The following is a 17,397-nucleotide window of genomic DNA, read 5'->3' as shown; positions in this document are numbered from 1 at the left end:
TATAAATTATACAGTTGTTTATCTATTATCCAGCGAATTGTACAGCAGTTTTTGCATGTAAAAAAGCAGTATCAAATACAGGAATAGAAATGTCTTTCTGTGAAATAAGTAACGGTATTTCTGTACAACCTAATAAAATTCCTTCTGCACCATTTTCAATAAGTTTTTGAATGATTTGTAAGAAACGTACTTTAGATTGCTGTGAAATAATCCCTTTACTCAATTCGTGAAGAATGACATGATGAATGAAATTTCGTTCATCTTCTTTCGGAATAATTGTTTCAACATCATAATTAGCTAGTCTTGTTTTATAAAAGTCCTGTTCCATTGTTTGTTTTGTTCCAAGTAAACCAATCCGTTTCACATCATGTTCAACAATTTCTTCAGCACTGACATCACCAATATGAAGAAGGGGGATAGAGATTGCTTGTTCTACTTCTTCCGCAAATTGATGTACTGTATTTGAGCACATAAGTATACAATCTGCACCGGAACACTCTATTTTTTTTGCTACTTGAACGAGTTGATTTTGCACTTCCTCATATTGTTGATTTTGTAATAAATTTGTCACTTCGCCAAAATCCATGCTATATAGAACAAGCTTTGCATTATGATTATACTGAGATAGAGTTAGTGTATTAATATGTTTATAATAAAGAGACGTTGATTCCCAACTTAATCCACCAATTAATCCGATTACTTTCATGTCAAATTCCTCCCGTTAACATGTTTTGTTATGTCGATTATTCCATAATTCCGATAAGGATACAATGATTTATTTGATTGTTTTAAGAAAAATAAAAATAGCGAGAAAAATATTGAAATTAACTTGCGTTAATGCAATAATACAAATTACAAGCGAATACTTATCCAGAGAGGTGGAGGGAACGGCCCTATGAAACCTCAGCAACCCCTATTTATTCATACAAATAGGAAGGTGCTAATTCCGCAAAAGACATATTGTCTTTTGAAAGATAAGAGGATCATATCTCAATAAAAAATGACCTCTTATAAAAGGGGTCATTTTTTATTGAGAAATTGAGAAGAAAGGAAGTGAAGACGCATAATTTAATTTTCTTATACATATAGGACTAATATAAACTAACTAGAATGAAAGGGGAATTCATATGAACAAATTATCTACAAAATTAGTCGTAGCAATTGGAATCGGTTCTGCAATATATGGTGTATTAGGTCTATGGGGATTTTCAATTGCACCAAACACATTTATAAAGCCTGCTTTGGCTATATTAACAATTTTTGGTGCGATTTTCGGGCCGATTGCAGGACTTTTGATTGGTCTTATCGGTCATATAGTGACAGATACCATCGCTGGATGGGGAATATGGTGGGGATGGGTACTTAGCTCAGGTATTATTGGATTTACGATGGGACTTGTACAAAAACGAGCAAGTTTCAGTGTGAAAAATGGAACATTTCGTAATCGAGATATTTCATATTTTGCTATAACAGGTTTAATCGGGATTGTCGTTGCAATCATATTTGCCGGTGCTTTTGATATTATCGTTATGGGTGAGCCTTTGGATAAAATTGTTATTCAAGTATTCGGTGCAACGATTGCAGATATCCTTGTATTCTTAATTCTTGGTTTACCAATCACACTGGGATTAGCGAAAGCAAATAAAAAACATACACATTTGAAGATTGAAAAGTAGGGAGATTACAATGAAGCCGATTATTTCCTTTGAACAATTTACATTTCAATATAAACAAGTGACAGAACCTACTTTAAAGGATGTTACATTCCGTATTTATCCAGGTGAAAAAGTATTGATTGCCGGTCGAAGTGGATCAGGAAAATCAACATTGGCCCATTGTATAAATGGGCTTATCCCTTTTTCATATGAGGGATCAAGTACTGGGAACATTTCAATATGTGGTAAGGATCCGCGAAAAGGTAGTATTTTTGAGCAAAGCAAGCATGTAGGAACTATTTTACAAGATCAAGATTCTCAGTTTATTGGTCTAACCGTAGGAGAAGATGTTGCTTTCTCATTAGAAAACGATTGTGTAGAACAGGAGAAAATGAAGGCTGTTGTTATGGACTCACTACAGAAAGTACAGATGCATACGTTTCATCTACGAAGCCCGCATGAATTATCTGGTGGTCAAAAACAAACTGTTTCTCTTGCTGGACTGTTAACAACAGAAGCTGACATATTACTATTTGATGAGCCATTAGCAAACTTAGACCCCATGAGTAGTTTGAAAACAGTAGAACTTATACGAAAGGTGCATCAACAATTTAATAAAACAGTTGTTATTATTGAGCATAGAATAGAAGAAATATTAAAATTAGACCTTGATAAAATCATATTAATAGAAGAAGGGAAAATTGTAGCGGTTGATTCACCAAAAAGAATTTTACAAACAAACATGCTACAAAAAATAGGGTTAAGAGAACCTGTATATATTGAAGCATTAAAAAATATAAGAATGAATATTTTAGATGAAGAATTATATCCAATTGAAAGTTTAGATCATGAAAATGTGAATAAAGCGATTAAGCAATGGGTGTTAAATTCTACCATGTTTAAAGAACAACAAAAAAAAGAAATCTTATGTGAAATAGAAAATATATCATTTTCATATTCGCAAAAAGCTTTTACATTAAGGGATATAACACTCTCTATACAAAAGGGAGAAATTGTAGCATTATTAGGCCATAATGGTGCAGGTAAGTCTACATTTGCACATACATTAACGGGAATGAACAAAGCGAAGGAAGGGGAAATTGTACTTGATAATGAAAATATAAGTTCATGGTCTATTCGAAAGCGTGGAGAAGTGATCTCCTATGTCATGCAAAATCCTAATCACATGATTACACAATCTACTGTTTGGGATGAAGTTGCTTTTTCATTAAAATTAAAGAAGACTTCTAGCGCAGAAATAAATAAACGCGTGGAAGATGCATTGCGAATTTGTGGATTATATCCATTCCGAAATTGGCCTATTCAAGCGTTAAGTTACGGACAAAAAAAGAGGCTTACCATTGCATCGGTTTTAACAAGGAATCCGAAGCTTATCATATTAGACGAGCCAACAGCAGGACAAGATTATTTTCATTATAAACAATTTATGTCTTGTATAAACCTACTAGCGGCACAAGGAATATCATTCATCTTTATTACACATGATATGAATTTAGCTTTAGAATATGCAGACCGTGCAGTTGTCCTTCATAAAGGGAAAATACTTGCTAATGATACTGTTCCAAACGTATTAGCAAATAGCGAAGTATTACAACAAGCTAATTTACAGGAGAGTTCGCTAACAACTTTAGCGAATTTGAGTGAAATTCCTTTTCCAGACGTTTTTGTACAAATGTATATGGAGGCAAAAAGGAGAGGGGATTATGAATAAATCAGATTTATTTTATATAGATAATCATACATATTTTCATCGTATGGACGGCGCAATTAAATTGTTGTTATTTATAATTTGGATGACTCTTACGTTTATATTTTTTGATTTTCGTATTTTATTATGCTTGTTTTTCATTGGTTGTTTAGGATTAGTGATCGCTAAAATCCCTATAAAAAAAATTGTAATTATATTTAGTGCTATTTTCACATTTAGTATGCTAAATTCAATGATGATTTTATTGATTACACCAACTCATGGATCTGAGTTAACTGGTACAAGTACAGCATTCTTGCATATTGGATATGCTACGATTACATTTGAAACACTATTTTATGCTCTTACGCTCTCATTAAAGTATTTTACGTTATTACCATTTACACTTATTTTCATATACACGACACATCCAAGTGAGTTCGCTAGCAGCCTGCATAAAATTGGCTTACCATATAAGATTGCCTATGCAATAAACATTGCGCTTCGTTACATACCGCATATACAAGCGGAATACAAATTGATTAAGCACGCTCAAGAAGCAAGAGGTGTACCATTTGAAAGAGGAGAGACGAATTTTTGGGAACGTATTAAAAATCGGGTACTCATCTTTTGGCCACTTGTTATTCATTCTTTAGAGCGAATTGATACGGTTTCAAATGCAATGGACTTACGAGGATTCGGAAAAAAAGAGAAGCGAACATGGTATTTTACAACAAAAGCAAAACAAGAGGATTATCTAGGGCTCGTTATCGGCATTATAATTTTAGTACTGGCCATTTACCTAAAGTTCAATATTTTCAAAGGGTTTTGGTATCCATTGTAAGTTTTCTGGATATTATTGGGATGAAATTTAGGCACTCAGAGGAATGTCTTTTTAAATTTATCCAAGACATGCTCAAAAATGACATAGAAACATACTGTATAATACGAACCTGTTAATAAACGATCAATTTCATTATCCATTAGTTTTATACTAAAAGGAGGAGAGAATATGAGTTTCGGTGGTTCTTGTGGTTTTGGTGGAAGTTTTGCTTTATTAGTTGTGTTATTTATTTTATTAATTATTGTTGGATGCAGCTGCTGGGGCTGAGGGTATTAAAAACATATAACTTTTGAATCATTCGTCACAGAATCATGTAATCAGAAAAACCATTAAAGATACTTTTTTAGTATCAATACGAGATTCAACATAAAAAAAGGAGCTGCTATGCTCCTTTTTTTATGTTGAAATTTCACCGAAATAATAAAGATAATTTCCGGAAAATCCGTTTAATTTACATGATTTTTTAATATTGTAAATACTTGTGACTAAAAAGCGAGTTTTTATTATTCACGATAGTTATTGGTTTTGATTACCCAGTCTCTTTTGACTGTTAGGCGTAATTTCATCGGCAAATTCTATATTTGCCAAATTTACTTTGGATGGAATAAATGTTTTTGTTGTATTTTGAACACCTTGGAACAAACGTTGAATAGGTTTCATCATATTTGAATTACGTGTTGCTACTACACTAAAAACTGTTCCTAATCCTAGTAAAGAAAACCAAATCCAGCTTCTATTGTTATTCCGTCTATTTCTAAATAATTTAAACATTTGCTGAGTTCTTCTTCCAGAATTGAATAGTGACATCAAGAAGTTAAGAGTATTCATTTTTTACCCCCTGTAAAGATAATTAGGAAAAAGAAACACTAAGTTCAATTTCACATGATTTATGTTGCAATATTTTATCGGAATTTATGCTAACATTTCTTGATTCTTTTTTCCTAAAAACCCTAAGTTTACTCATTACAAAGGGAAACATGCACAGATAAATAAGGATTTAAAATTCATTTACATAATGTTTATTTAATCAATGAGATGCAGTATATTGAAAAATGGGATTAAAAAGAATTATTGTAATTTTATGTGTGATTCATAAGAAAAATCCATCGTAATTTATTCTAAATAGTTGCCAGAATAGAAAAAAAGAAGTGCCACATAATAACAGAAATGAGTGAAAAGACACATCGTCAAGTGTACTGTAAGAGGTTATTTTATAGCATAACATTCAAAAAAAAGACCATCTGTTTTTCTGTCTAAATAAATGAAAAGATTAAAAGAAAAACTTGAGGAGCGACTAAATTCATTTTTTTCAAACGAAAATCAGCTTCAGCGTTATCAGGAACGTATAACAGAATAATATCGACAGCTTATAGCTAACAAATTATAAAGAAATTAATAACAAAAGGAAAATACTCATGTACTAAAATCAATTTTTAGTATGCATCATTTTTTAGAGCTACTGTTTTTTTGAAAAAAAGTGGGGAATAATTTTAGATTGTTGAGGTGATTACATACATGCCAATGTTGGATGTAGATGGTAGTAGTCTGTACTATATCGTTAAGGGAAAAGGGGTTCCTATTGTTTTTATTCATCCTCCTGTACTTACATGTGTGAATTTTGAGTATCAAATAGAGGGATTATCCCAAAATTTTAAGGTGATTGCTTTTGATATTAGAGGACACGGAAGGAGTCAGTATTCAAAACAACCGATAACCTATCCACTGATTGCTGAAGACATTAGATGTTTGTTGGATCATTTAGAGATTAAGAAAGCATTTGTATGTGGATATTCGACTGGAAGCTCTGTCGCATTAGAATTTTTATTGGCCTTTGCTGAAAGAGCGTTAGGAGGTATTCTAATCGGGGGAATGTCAGAAGTGAGGGATGGATATCTAAAGAATAAGATTTCACTTGGCGTGAAACTTGCGAAAGCGGGGGCAGTTTCATTTTTAGCATGGTCTATTTCATGGAGCAACTCAAATACACATAAATTGTTCAGAAAGATGTTTAAAGAGGCACGAAAAGGGAATGGCAAAAATATCTGGCAGTATTATTGTTATAGTTTGCATTATGATTGTACTAATCAGCTTAGAAATATTCAGCTTCCGGTTTTGTTGGTGTATGGTAAGAAAGATAAAATATTTTATAGTCATGCCAAATTACTACATGAAAAATTGCCATGTAATGAATTAAAATTCATTGATAACGTAAAGCATCAAATTCCTACAAAAGCAGCGAGATGCCTAAATGAAATGATTCAGCAGTTTGCTTTTATTCATACTGAGATGAGACTTTTTCTTTACCCATAAAAAAGTATATTTATTTCGAAGTTATATGCGTTTATTGTGCTAAATATTTAATGGGAAAGGAGCTATCAGGCTCCGTTTGATAATTGATATGTGAAAGAGTAGTGAGCGCTCAAGTTATCCCTCCTAAATATTTCGAATTATTTTTCCGTACCGGTGATTGATGCGGATGGAGTCTTGCGAATGTAAAACCTAATGAGTAAATATACGAGAAGTGGTACAACTATGTTAGGTAATAAAAAATAGAGTAAAGAAGGAATACCTTCAAGTTAGCTATAGCCAGGACCTTTTATAGGAGGGTTCATATATAAATAATTTAAGCCAAGGTTTATGAAAAGCATATCTTATTTTGTATTAACTAGTAGTAATATTCCCGCTTTAAAAATCATCGAAAACAATGAAGTTAGGCGGGAGATGAAATGTTAGTAAATACCTGATTAGTGAAGGCTAATAATCAGTGGGGGATGGAGAAAAAACATTGATTAAAATTTCAATTTATGTAGTGAAAAGCAAAAAGGAGCATAGGAAGCTCCTTTTAAATCAAAATGTTAGTGTTTTTTAGCAATCTCATTATTTTGTGGAAATGTGATCGTTAAAGTGGTTCCTTTATTAACAATACTATTTATATCTAAAGTACCATTCATCGTTTCAATGATTTTTACTGCAACCATCGTACCTAAACCTGTTCCTCTTGTTTTTGTACTAAAATAAGGTTCACCAAATCGATTGATTTGCTCTTGTGTCATCCCAATTCCACTATCTTTAATGACAATAGTAATTTTGTTTTCACAAGCAGATGATTTGATACTTAGTTTTCCGCCATTTGGCATCGCTTCAATACTGTTCTTTATTAAGTTTAAAAAGCATTGCTGAAAATGTTGTGTATTCCCAGTGATGGAACCTGTTACTAAATTCTCAGAAACATTTATAGAATTCATATTACATAATGGCATCATCATACTTATTATTCTTTTTAATTCTTGATCTATTACAATGTTATCAACTTTTTGTGATGCTGGCTTAGCAAATGTTAAGTAGTCATCAATGATAACCTGAGCGCGGTTTAGCTCTCCAAGAATATGTTCAATATATTGTTCTCGCGATTCTTGTGGTAAATCTGGAGTTTTAAGGAGTTGAGTAAAACCTTTTACTACGGTAAGAGGATTTCTTACTTCATGTGAAATACTCGCAGCAAGTTGACTCACAATCTCCATCTTCTCCATCTTTACTAATTTAGACCTCATAATAACGGCATCTCTTAAAACCTCATTTATATATACAACAAATAACATGACAATTGGAGGGAGTAGAATAAAATAAGTGATATATGAATTTGTAATTGGGAAATCTGACAGAACAACAGCGATAAAGGTTGTAAGTAAAGCAAGGAAAAAAGGTAAAGTCATTGACATGATAAGCTTCTTTCTTCTGTTTAATTGATTAAATTTAGAAGAAGAATAGGCAGTGAAAATAAGCATGGTAATATAAACAATAACTGTTAAAAAGTTAACACCATAAAAAACAAACCGAATCAATAACATGATAGATAATAAAGCGATCCCAACTGGTAAACCACCATAAAGTGTACCTATTAAAAAAGGGATCTGTCTTAAGTCGTGAACGCAGTTTTCGTCTATGTATATAGGGAATTTCATACATAAAATCAATGGTATACTAGTGCATATAATGATAAGAATCTTTTTATAGTTTTTAAAAAATATTTCATTATTATATATAAAATAAAAAACAAAGATGCTGCTTAAAATGTAAAGCAGATTATTTAATACGTTTTGGTTAATGTATACAAAATTCATCTAGCATGCCTCATTATTGTAGTTTTCAGTACTATAAGTATTATACCGGAAAAATACAACTTCTTCATGTTTTAATTATTGGAATGAGGACTGTGATTACTTTTGAATTGTTATTTGTTTCGAGCAAATTCCCATGCTAAGTGAAATTCTTCAACTGATGCATAACGTTGATTTCTATTTTTTTCTATCGCACGAGCTGCTACGTCATACAATTCTTTCCCTGCTTCCCATTTAGTGAAAGAACGATCGAGTTCCCCTCCTAAGAACGCAAAAGCGATTGCTCCCATATTAAATACATTTGTTTTCTCATCAATCACTGCATCAAGTTCGAATTCCTCAGGTGACATAAATCGTGATGATCCCCAAAGTCTTCCCATTGTATTGATATAAGGTTTCTTCTGATATAAATCGATATCACAAATCTTTGTTATCTTTGTTTCAAAGTCATACAAAATGCTTCCATCATAAAAATCTATTGCTACATAATTTTTTCTTTCAACATGAACATGGAAAGAAAAAATATGATCTAGTGAAATAAGACGTTCTTCAATTGATAATTGTTTATAGCGATAGAACGGAGAACTAGGATTACTATATTTCGCTAGTGGTGGAAATGACCAATGGGAATGAAGGCATTCTCCGGTAAACCAATTAAAGATTGCCACATAACCGTTTTCTACTTCATAATGATCAATTAATTCGATTAGATGATCGTGTTTTAATTCTTCATAAAGAAAAATAGCTTCTTTTAATCTAGTAACAGCGGCATCTGGATTTCCCGAATACTCCATTGTTTTTGCACCAGCATATTTAACAAATCTTTTCTGACCATCTATTTCAATACCAAAGCATATATTGCCAGAATCTTGTTGATCAAATACAGTAAACACTCTACCAAGCTTCACAAGCCATTCAAAATCTTGATATTCTTTTAATTTAAAAGTTACATCATCAAAGCTAAGTGTGACTGGAATTTCGTTCATTTTACACCTCTTATTTTATATAATGAGATTAAATATTAATAAATTCGAGGAGAGTAATAAAAATCCTGTTTTGATTAGTTAAAAAGAATTACTTTTAAAGCTATGTAATTATTATGAAAGGAGTAAAAGATGGATAAAGAAATAATCATTGAACCGTATAATTTAAATTGGCATACGGAATTTGTGAAGGAGAAAGAGAAATTTATCACATTGCTAAAAAAGGACATCTTAGCGATTGAACATATCGGAAGTACGTCAGTAGAAGGGTTAGATGCTAAACCTCTTATTGATATGATGATAGGTGTTAAAGATTTAAAATTAGTTGATCATTGGATAGAACCATTGCAAACAATAGGATATGAATATGTATTTCATAAACCTTTTCCGCAAAGGCGTTTTTTTAGAAAAGGGAAATGGAGAGCAGGTACACATCATTTACACGTCTATACGCACGGTGGTCAAGATTGGAAAAACAATTTATTATTTCGTGATTTTATGAGAAATCATGAATGGGCACGTGTGGAATACAAACAATTAAAATATGAGCTTGCTATGAAGTATCCATTTGATCGAGTGGCGTATACTAATGCAAAAGAACCTTTTATTCAAAGGATCATTACACTGGCGAAAGAAAATCTATACATATAAAAATTACGGTGGGAAATTTGTTTTTTAGTTCACATAAAGTATTTCTCATCTTATTCTAATCTTTCTTTCATTCTTTTTTCTTTTTTGATTGCTACAATTTGGAATGTAGTGATGTTTTGAAATTGAAAGAGGGATGCAAAATGAAGAAAACGTTCGGAAGTCAAATTTTTAATTTGTTTATAAAGATCGCAGGAGCTTGTGTGATTGCATTTAGTGTTACAATGTTTATCGTAAACTTTATGCTAGGAGATCAAATAGGATTAAAAAGCGTAAATAAAAATCTTGGTTCTCTTGGTGAATATGGTGCGATTGCAGCTGCATCACTTTGGTTTTTACGTCATATTTGGCTGTTTTTACACAAAAATAAAATACCCGGATTCAAGTATATGAAAGAATTATATATGTTAGCAAAGAAATATCATATGTTTATCGGTTATGCTATATTAGCTGTTGCAACAACACATGGAGTTTATTTTTTTATAAGGGGAAATCACCATATGATACAGATTTACAGCGGCATATTTGCTTTTGGTAGCTTAGTATTGCTAGGAGTTGTTGGAATTCTTTTGAATAAGGTTAAAGACAGAAAAAAATCGGTATTATATCGAAACATACATCAAATGATTGCGATTCTATTTGGATTAGGATTGATCATTCATTTAATAATATAGGAGGAATTAGGGTTGCATCATATATTAATAATTGAAGATGAAGAAAGTTTAGCTGAATTTTTAGAGTTAGAATTAAAATATGAAGGATATGCAGTAGAGGTACAATACGATGGGCGAAAAGGATTGGAAGCAGCCATAGAGAAGAACTATGATATTATACTTCTTGATTTGATGTTACCAGGACTCAATGGGATTGAAGTATGTCGTAGACTGCGTGCGACGAAGAATACTCCCATCATTATGTTAACAGCGCGTGATAGTATTATGGATCGTGTTACAGGATTAGATAGCGGCGCTGATGATTACTTACCGAAGCCATTTGCAATTGAAGAACTCCTTGCACGAATACGTGTTATATTTAGACGCGAACAAAAAGAAGAAAGTAAGCCAACACTTTTGCTTGCTTTTAAAGATTTACAGTTACATGTAGAATCAAGAACGCTAAGAAAAAATGATGAAATCATTGAATTAACGAACAAAGAATTTGAGTTATTACTCATGTTTATGAAGAATATTAACCGCGTACTTACACGAGATATACTTTTAGAGCAAGTGTGGGGTTACGATGCGATTGTAGAAACAAATATTGTTGATGTATATGTTCGCTATTTACGAAACAAATTACATGGTGTAGATAAGGAGGAGTATATCCAGACTGTTAGAGGGGCTGGATATGTGATGAGATGATCAAAAATTTTGCACAGCGCATTCGAAACCTTCCGATAAAATGGAAACTAACTCTTTGGTCAACTACGTTACTATTTATCTTGTTCGCTTTATATAATGTTTTACAGTTTATTGTGATTAATCAATGGACAGTAGACTATGAAAAGAAACAAATGAACAGGCAAGTGAAAGAAATAGCAGCATATTTTACTGATAAAAAAGAAACACTTTCTAACCAAACGATTGAAAACAGTAAAGACTTCCTTAATAATATGAATGATAAACATCAGATTATTCGAATTTTAGATAAAGATGGACAACCAATTGTCTCGATTTCTCGTGATTTTAATCCGAGGTGGGCGCCTCCTAAATCGGTTACCCAACCTGAAGCTTATATAAAGAGGCATTTAGAAGATAGAATATTAATTGAACGTATGCCGATTCAAACAGCAACATTTATGGGAACAATTGAGGTTGGGAAAAATTTAGAAGCTTTCGATCATTTGTTAAAAATCATTTTCGTTGTAATGGTTGCAGCTGGTATCGGTGGACTTATACTTAGTTTTTTAGGTGGAACAATTATTGCTAAACAACTTTTATTAAGTGTTCAGAATATAACTGATACGATGAATCGAATTAAAACAAACGGGTTAAAAGAAAGAGTTCCTGTACGGGAAAATAATGATGAACTTGCAAAGTTAGGCATTCTATTTAATGAATTAATGGATGATGTAGAAAAGTCTTTTTTACAACAAAAACAGTTTGTTGAAGATGCATCACATGAACTTCGAACACCCCTTACAATTATTCAAGGCCATTTATCCATGTTAAACCGTTGGGGAAAGGATGATCCTGTTATTCTACAAAAGTCACTTCAATCTAGTTTAAAAGAAGTGGATAGATTGAATAAATTAGTCTCAGAATTATTAGAGTTATCCAGAGCAGAATCAGAGCAAATGCCCTCATTAGCAGTCGAGCCTGTACATGTAAATACTGTATTAAAACAAGTAATCCAAAACTTTGAAGTTCTTCAAACTGAATTCGAATTCGATATACAATTATATGCCGAAGAGGCTTACGTGGCTATACCAACACCTTATTTAGAGCAAATAATGATTATCATACTAGATAACGCAATTAAATATACCAAAGCAAATGATAGATACATTTGTATTCAAACAAACATGCAAAGAGAAAATATTACTATACGTATTATAGATCATGGCGTCGGAATACCCGAATCAGATTTACCATATGTACTTAATCGTTTTTATAGGGTGGATAAAGCAAGGAGTCGTAAACAGGGTGGAAATGGCCTGGGGCTTTCCATCGCAAGACGGCTTGTAGAAAAATATAATGGAAACATTATATTAGAAAGTAGGGAGAAAGAAGGTACATCAGTTACAATTTCGTTTCCTTATGTTTTACATGAAAATGAGAAATAGATGAGAAAAGTTTCAAAGTATTTTCATATTACTGTTGTATACTGTGTAAACCAATAGAACTTGTACTTTCTTAAAGTACGAATGTAATGAAAATAAGGAGAGGGTAGATATGAACTACACAGTATTTCAATGGATTAATAATTTAGCGGGAACCTCAATCATTTCAGATAAGATCATGATTATGATTACGAATAGCGCGCCTTACATGGCGATCCTTTTTATGCTTATTTTATGGTTTAGTAATACTAAAAAAGAAATGGCGATTCAAAAACAATATACTGTTGTATATACTGTTCTTACAGTCGGAGTTTCATTGCTGTTAAATGTTTTCATTCATGCAGTATATTATCATGCGCGACCTTTTGTAACTTATCATGTTCATCAATTAGTGCCACATGCAGTAGATTCATCATTTGTAAGTGATCATTCTGTACTTGTATTTTCAATAGCATTTACGATGCTATTGAGAGGGGAAAGATTAAAATATATTGCATTAATTTGGGCCGTACTAGTTGGAGTTTCACGTATTTACGTTGGTGTCCATTATCCAGCAGATATAATTGGTGGAGCATTCCTGTCATTTATAACTTGCGGCATAGTAATGCAAAGTACGCGAAAATTAGAACCATTAACACAAATGGTATTTGTAATTTATGCATCCATTGCAAAACGAATTCCATTGTTATCGAAATATAACCATACACATTAATCATACAAGTTACTAGAAAAAGAACCTATTCGTAAATGATGGGTTCTTTTTCATGCATACAAACATTAATTTCACGCACTGTATTTAATTGGAAAACAAAAAATATTAGGGCTCGTTAGAAGATATATAGCATGTGTAACTTTTCGTGAAAATTTTTTCGAACGAAATGTACGATGCCTATTGAGCACGAAACAGTCATATGTTCTGTGAAAATTCCATTGCGAAATAAGAGATTCCAGCGAATATGTTAGTTAATAGGAACCTCTCACTTCAAAATGGGATCATTCAATGACCTGTATACTTCATCCATCCACTCTCTGATCGTTTTGCTTTAAATTTACCGTAAGATAAAAGTTTCATCGCTGAACGAGTAGCTGTGTGAAAAACTAAGATCTTCATCCATTCATCTTCCATTTCACTAGGATAAGGGGTGGACTCGTAAGCATAATAAGCAGCCATGATACAAGGAACTACTTGGTCTGGTTCAAATTCATATGCAGTTGCATCATCGATAATTAAATCAATGATGCGCTTGTTTCTTTCTTTAACGTCTTTCTGGATTAACTTTTTTACCGCTTCTGGTACTAACTTTAATATTTCATTTTTCATAACGGTCACCTCATTCTTTAGCATGTCCAAATCGCTTGGAGAAATATTGAAAACATTGTGTTAAATCGGATTGCGTAAGTTGAACGGGACTATACTCATGAAATTATCAGTATGAAATAGTTCCTTTTGTACAAAATAGGTACGAACGTTTATAAGAGGAGGGATCATTCATGACGAATCGGAATGATAATCGAAAACAAAAAAGCAAATATCCAAATAACCTAAAAAATGATACTGAATTCTCAAAAGATGTAAATATTAGAAGTGAAGTAACGAAAAAAGATTTAAAAAAGTAGTGTTTTGATTTGGAATATAATTGAGAGTAATTATAAAAATCGGCGCAGTATTTAATTAGTTTTAAGCATAGAAAAAAAGAAAAGATGTGTAAGCTAATTTAAGCTTACACATCTTTTCTTTTTTGATGCATTTACTCACAATGGTTTCTTCATTCAAATTTTACATAGTTGCTATTTCAAATTTCAATTACCGTATTTTTCCAATAAAATTAAAATAATCCATAACAATATAATAATTAGCCATCACCAACGAATTAGAAATAACTTGTATATTACAAGTAATCCCAATTCAAAAAGAAGATGCATGAAAAAATTGTAGAATGGAACTATATTTCATAAAGGATTTATAAAATAGTATTAATCAGAAAAAAGAATGGGGCATTTTATCATGAACCTAACACCAGAACAAAGGATTCAATTACATGGTTTTAATAACCTCACAAAATCATTAAGTTTTAACATGTATGATATTTGCTATACAAGAACAAAAGAAGAACGAGAAGCTTATATAGAATACATAGATGAACAATATAATGCAGACAGATTAACTAAGATTTTGAAAAATGTCTCGGACATTATAGGTGCGCATGTACTGAATATTGCTAAACAAGACTATGTACCACAAGGGGCGAGCGTAACTATATTAGTATCAGAAGGTCCCGTGGTAGAAGTGCCGACAGAATCATTCACTGAATCACCTGGACCTCTTCCTGATTCAGTTGTTATGCAGTTAGATAAAAGTCATATAACGGTTCATACGTATCCTGAATATCATCCAGATGAAGGTATTAGCACTTTTAGAGCGGATATTGATGTAGCTACATGCGGTGAAATCTCACCTCTTAAGGCTTTAAATTACCTTATCCACTCATTTGATACAGATATTATGACAATTGATTACCGCGTTCGGGGATTTACAAGAGATATAACAGGTAACAAGTTATTTATTGACCATGAAATAGGTTCTATCCAAAATTACATTCCAAATAACGTGAAAAGTCTCTATGACATGATTGATGTCAATGTTTATCAAGAGCATATCTTTCATACAAAATGTAAACTAAAAGAATTTGACTTAAACAACTATCTATTTGGATATACACAAGAAAAATTATCCGTAAAAGAACAAGAGGAAATTACAAAAAAATTAAAAACGGAAATGGATGAAATATTTTACGGAAAAAACATGAGTCATGGATCAATAGAAGAAAGTTTTGAATGATACCTCTTTTTAGGGAAATACAAATAACTCCTATGTCACCTTAGCAATAAAGTAAACAGGCTGGACATCCTTAGTGTGTGAAAATCCAGCTTGTTTACCTTTTTATTTTGCTTAATGTGTGAAATTTGTATTTTGTTGTTGGTATCCCTAATTCTAGAGGGATACATACTCAAGCAAGCAATTTCACGCACTGTATTTATATAATAAATAAATCAAATAAACAAATTAGCATAAACATCTAGTTTGTATGAATACCACTGGTTTATCCCGCGTTAACGGCTAGTAATACTCCCACCTCAAAATTCGGCGAAAACATTGTCCAGCTCTAGCGGCTAGAATCTCCGGTCGTTTCGCCCTCTCGGACGAGGCAAAAAGCGCCTCTCTGTCGGGGGCTCCAACGTCCTGCGATTCTGAGCGAGCCGCTTAGGTGGGAGATAAACTGCCCGTAAACGCCCGATTCGTTCAACTACTAATCAGTGGGGGATGAAGAAAACCCCCACTGATTAAAGTTTTACTTTATGGGAAAGAGACAGGATTGCTGTTATAGATCGCAAAGTAGAAACACAAAGTTATCTCTCAACGAAAGAATGCTACAGCCTTCTCCTTAGGAATGTTTCCATAATATCATTCTTGAATTTTTCATAATCAAACTGAAAAGCCACATTATGCGTTTTATAACCTGGATTAGTCACAAAACGAAAGTCTGCAATGCTTTGACCGAATCCTTCCCCTTGATCTGGAATTACTTTGATGGGTACTCTTGAAAGACCAACAGCCTCTTGATTCAGCAAATACCACACTGTTACAAAATCATGCATAGGGCTTCCTCCTATACCGGGATTCGACTTGGAGTAGAAATTATAATAGTAGTCTAACATAGGCTTGATGATGAGTCCTGCAATATCCTGTGTATCCTGATGAAATGCATCGATTTGTTGGACCATTTCGGGTGTAACAACCGCATGTTGAGTTACATTTAACGGAATAATTGTCAAGTTCTTCGCATGCTGCAGAATTAAGTTTGCTGCATAAGGATCCGCATAAAAGTTAGCTTCAGCCACCGCAGTCACGTTTCCTGGATAAAAAAAAGCTCCGCCCATGCAAATATATTCCCTTACATTCCGCATTGTTTCTAAATTTAAAACAAAGGTCGTAGCTAACGAAGAAAGTCTTCCCAAATTGATAATTGTAAGATCATCTAAATTTGAATTTATAATTTGGTAAATATCATTTAAGGGATAAACTGGATAAGAAATTTCAGGTGGAATGATAGGTCCTAATCCGACTTTTCCATGTACCTCAGGAAAATACTGAACCAATATACCCGTTAACGGTACAGAAGCACCAAGGAATACAAGTATCTCTTTTTTTCCCGCAATGTACTTCAAATAGTTAATATTTCTTATGGCATTCTCTCTTGATACATTTCCATAATCGGCTACAATCCCTAAAATTTGAATATCTTTACGAAAAAAGGTGTACAGGATGGCAAATGCATCATCAATTCCCAAATCTGTAAACAGGAGAACCTTTTTTGGCATGTGTATTCCTCCAAAAGTTATAGAGTTCTATTTTCACTAAGGATGTAGTGAGTAGGCTTGTACATATATATTTTATGTATTCCTATAGAGTGAATTCTATTCATATGTAGTTGAAATAGAACATCATTAGGAAACTTACGGTGTTAAGGTGAGTGTATTATGCCCAACTTTTGCAGATACACCAATAATTGTAAAATATTTTAATAAAAGTAGATGAATTCTTGGAGTGGTTGACGCTTTTATTAAAAATAGTAGAAACATTCTAGCTTAACATTAATT

Annotated in this window: 18 protein-coding genes and 1 riboswitch; of the genes, 12 read left to right on the top strand and 6 right to left on the bottom strand. The window is 32.6% G+C overall.

All coding sequences use genetic code 11. The annotated features are described in order from the left end of the window. Nucleotides 1–25: 25 nt before the first annotated feature. Complete coding sequence (locus tag C568_RS0101415) at nt 26–706, bottom strand: aspartate/glutamate racemase family protein (RefSeq protein ID WP_018780554.1); 681 nt, start codon at nt 704–706, stop codon at nt 26–28. A gap of 157 nt (nt 707–863) precedes the next feature. Further along, nucleotides 864–981: riboswitch (SAM riboswitch) on the top strand. Between the two features lie 146 nt (nt 982–1,127). Between C568_RS0101415 and C568_RS0101410 the strand changes: the two genes are divergently transcribed. The 4 genes from C568_RS0101410 (at nt 1,128) to C568_RS32465 (ending at nt 4,474) form a co-directional block, all read left to right on the top strand. Next, the gene (locus C568_RS0101410) at nt 1,128–1,676 is read left to right on the top strand and encodes an ECF-type riboflavin transporter substrate-binding protein (RefSeq protein WP_018780553.1); all 549 of its coding nucleotides are present in this window, start codon (nt 1,128–1,130) and stop codon (nt 1,674–1,676) included. A gap of 10 nt (nt 1,677–1,686) precedes the next feature. Further along, nucleotides 1,687–3,387, top strand: a complete 1,701-nt coding sequence (locus C568_RS0101405) for an ABC transporter ATP-binding protein (RefSeq protein ID WP_018780552.1) — start codon at nt 1,687–1,689, stop codon at nt 3,385–3,387. Further along, on the top strand, nt 3,380–4,207 hold the full coding sequence (locus C568_RS0101400) for an energy-coupling factor transporter transmembrane component T family protein (protein ID WP_018780551.1): 828 nt from the start codon (nt 3,380–3,382) through the stop codon (nt 4,205–4,207). Before C568_RS0101405 ends, C568_RS0101400 begins: the two co-directional genes overlap by 8 nt. Nucleotides 4,208–4,375: 168 nt before the next feature. Beyond that, nucleotides 4,376–4,474 (top strand): YjcZ family sporulation protein, encoded by a 99-nt coding sequence (locus C568_RS32465; protein ID WP_018765986.1) that lies wholly within the window; start codon nt 4,376–4,378, stop codon nt 4,472–4,474. Between the two features lie 249 nt (nt 4,475–4,723). Here the strand turns inward: C568_RS32465 and C568_RS0101390 are convergent, their stop codons facing one another. Beyond that, the gene (locus tag C568_RS0101390) at nt 4,724–5,035 is read right to left on the bottom strand and encodes a hypothetical protein (protein WP_018780550.1); all 312 of its coding nucleotides are present in this window, start codon (nt 5,033–5,035) and stop codon (nt 4,724–4,726) included. Between the two features lie 687 nt (nt 5,036–5,722). Here C568_RS0101390 and C568_RS0101385 point away from each other — a divergent pair. Further along, nucleotides 5,723–6,517 (top strand): alpha/beta fold hydrolase, encoded by a 795-nt coding sequence (locus C568_RS0101385; protein ID WP_018780549.1) that lies wholly within the window; start codon nt 5,723–5,725, stop codon nt 6,515–6,517. A 545-nt stretch (nt 6,518–7,062) separates the two neighbouring features. Here C568_RS0101385 and C568_RS0101375 read toward each other — a convergent pair. Continuing rightward, on the bottom strand, nt 7,063–8,328 hold the full coding sequence (locus C568_RS0101375; protein ID WP_026008587.1) for a sensor histidine kinase: 1,266 nt from the start codon (nt 8,326–8,328) through the stop codon (nt 7,063–7,065). Between the two features lie 110 nt (nt 8,329–8,438). Further along, a complete protein-coding gene (locus C568_RS0101370; protein ID WP_018780547.1) occupies nt 8,439–9,311 on the bottom strand; it encodes a serine/threonine protein kinase in 873 nt (290 codons plus the stop codon). Nucleotides 9,312–9,440: 129 nt separating this feature from the next. On the opposite strand from C568_RS0101370, the gene C568_RS0101365 reads away from it, so the two are divergent. From C568_RS0101365 to C568_RS0101345, 5 genes are all read left to right on the top strand, one after another. Beyond that, complete coding sequence (locus C568_RS0101365) at nt 9,441–9,959, top strand: GrpB family protein (protein WP_018780546.1); 519 nt, start codon at nt 9,441–9,443, stop codon at nt 9,957–9,959. A gap of 140 nt (nt 9,960–10,099) precedes the next feature. Next, a complete protein-coding gene (locus C568_RS0101360; RefSeq protein ID WP_018780545.1) occupies nt 10,100–10,630 on the top strand; it encodes a hypothetical protein in 531 nt (176 codons plus the stop codon). Nucleotides 10,631–10,642: 12 nt separating this feature from the next. Next, nucleotides 10,643–11,317: a response regulator transcription factor gene (locus C568_RS0101355; RefSeq protein ID WP_003203539.1), complete on the top strand. Its 675-nt coding sequence runs from the start codon at nt 10,643–10,645 to the stop codon at nt 11,315–11,317. Next, nucleotides 11,314–12,741 (top strand): HAMP domain-containing sensor histidine kinase, encoded by a 1,428-nt coding sequence (locus C568_RS0101350; protein WP_018780544.1) that lies wholly within the window; start codon nt 11,314–11,316, stop codon nt 12,739–12,741. The genes C568_RS0101355 and C568_RS0101350 overlap by 4 nt, the downstream gene beginning before the upstream one ends. Nucleotides 12,742–12,850: 109 nt before the next feature. After that, a complete protein-coding gene (locus C568_RS0101345; RefSeq protein ID WP_018765976.1) occupies nt 12,851–13,450 on the top strand; it encodes an undecaprenyl-diphosphatase in 600 nt (199 codons plus the stop codon). Between the two features lie 285 nt (nt 13,451–13,735). Here C568_RS0101345 and C568_RS0101340 read toward each other — a convergent pair whose 3' ends face one another. Continuing rightward, entirely contained in the window at nt 13,736–14,059 is a 324-nt protein-coding gene (locus C568_RS0101340; RefSeq protein WP_018765975.1) for a hypothetical protein, read from the bottom strand. 170 nt (nt 14,060–14,229) lie between these two features. Here C568_RS0101340 and C568_RS36040 point away from each other — a divergent pair, with 170 nt between their 5' ends. Together C568_RS36040 and speD are read left to right on the top strand one after the other, a co-directional pair. After that, nucleotides 14,230–14,355 (top strand): hypothetical protein, encoded by a 126-nt coding sequence (locus C568_RS36040; protein ID WP_006094941.1) that lies wholly within the window; start codon nt 14,230–14,232, stop codon nt 14,353–14,355. Between the two features lie 388 nt (nt 14,356–14,743). Further along, nucleotides 14,744–15,577 (top strand): adenosylmethionine decarboxylase, encoded by an 834-nt coding sequence (gene speD / locus C568_RS0101330; RefSeq protein WP_018780543.1) that lies wholly within the window; start codon nt 14,744–14,746, stop codon nt 15,575–15,577. A gap of 590 nt (nt 15,578–16,167) precedes the next feature. Here speD and C568_RS0101325 read toward each other — a convergent pair. Then, nucleotides 16,168–17,118 (bottom strand): nucleoside hydrolase, encoded by a 951-nt coding sequence (locus C568_RS0101325; RefSeq protein ID WP_018780542.1) that lies wholly within the window; start codon nt 17,116–17,118, stop codon nt 16,168–16,170. Between the last annotated feature and the right edge of the window lie 279 nt (nt 17,119–17,397).

Source organism: Bacillus sp. 95MFCvi2.1 (assembly GCF_000374965.1).
Classification (GTDB): domain Bacteria; phylum Bacillota; class Bacilli; order Bacillales; family Bacillaceae_G; genus Bacillus_A; species Bacillus_A pseudomycoides.
Note: the sequence above shows the minus strand (reverse complement) of the source record. Positions and strands in the feature narration are given on the sequence as shown.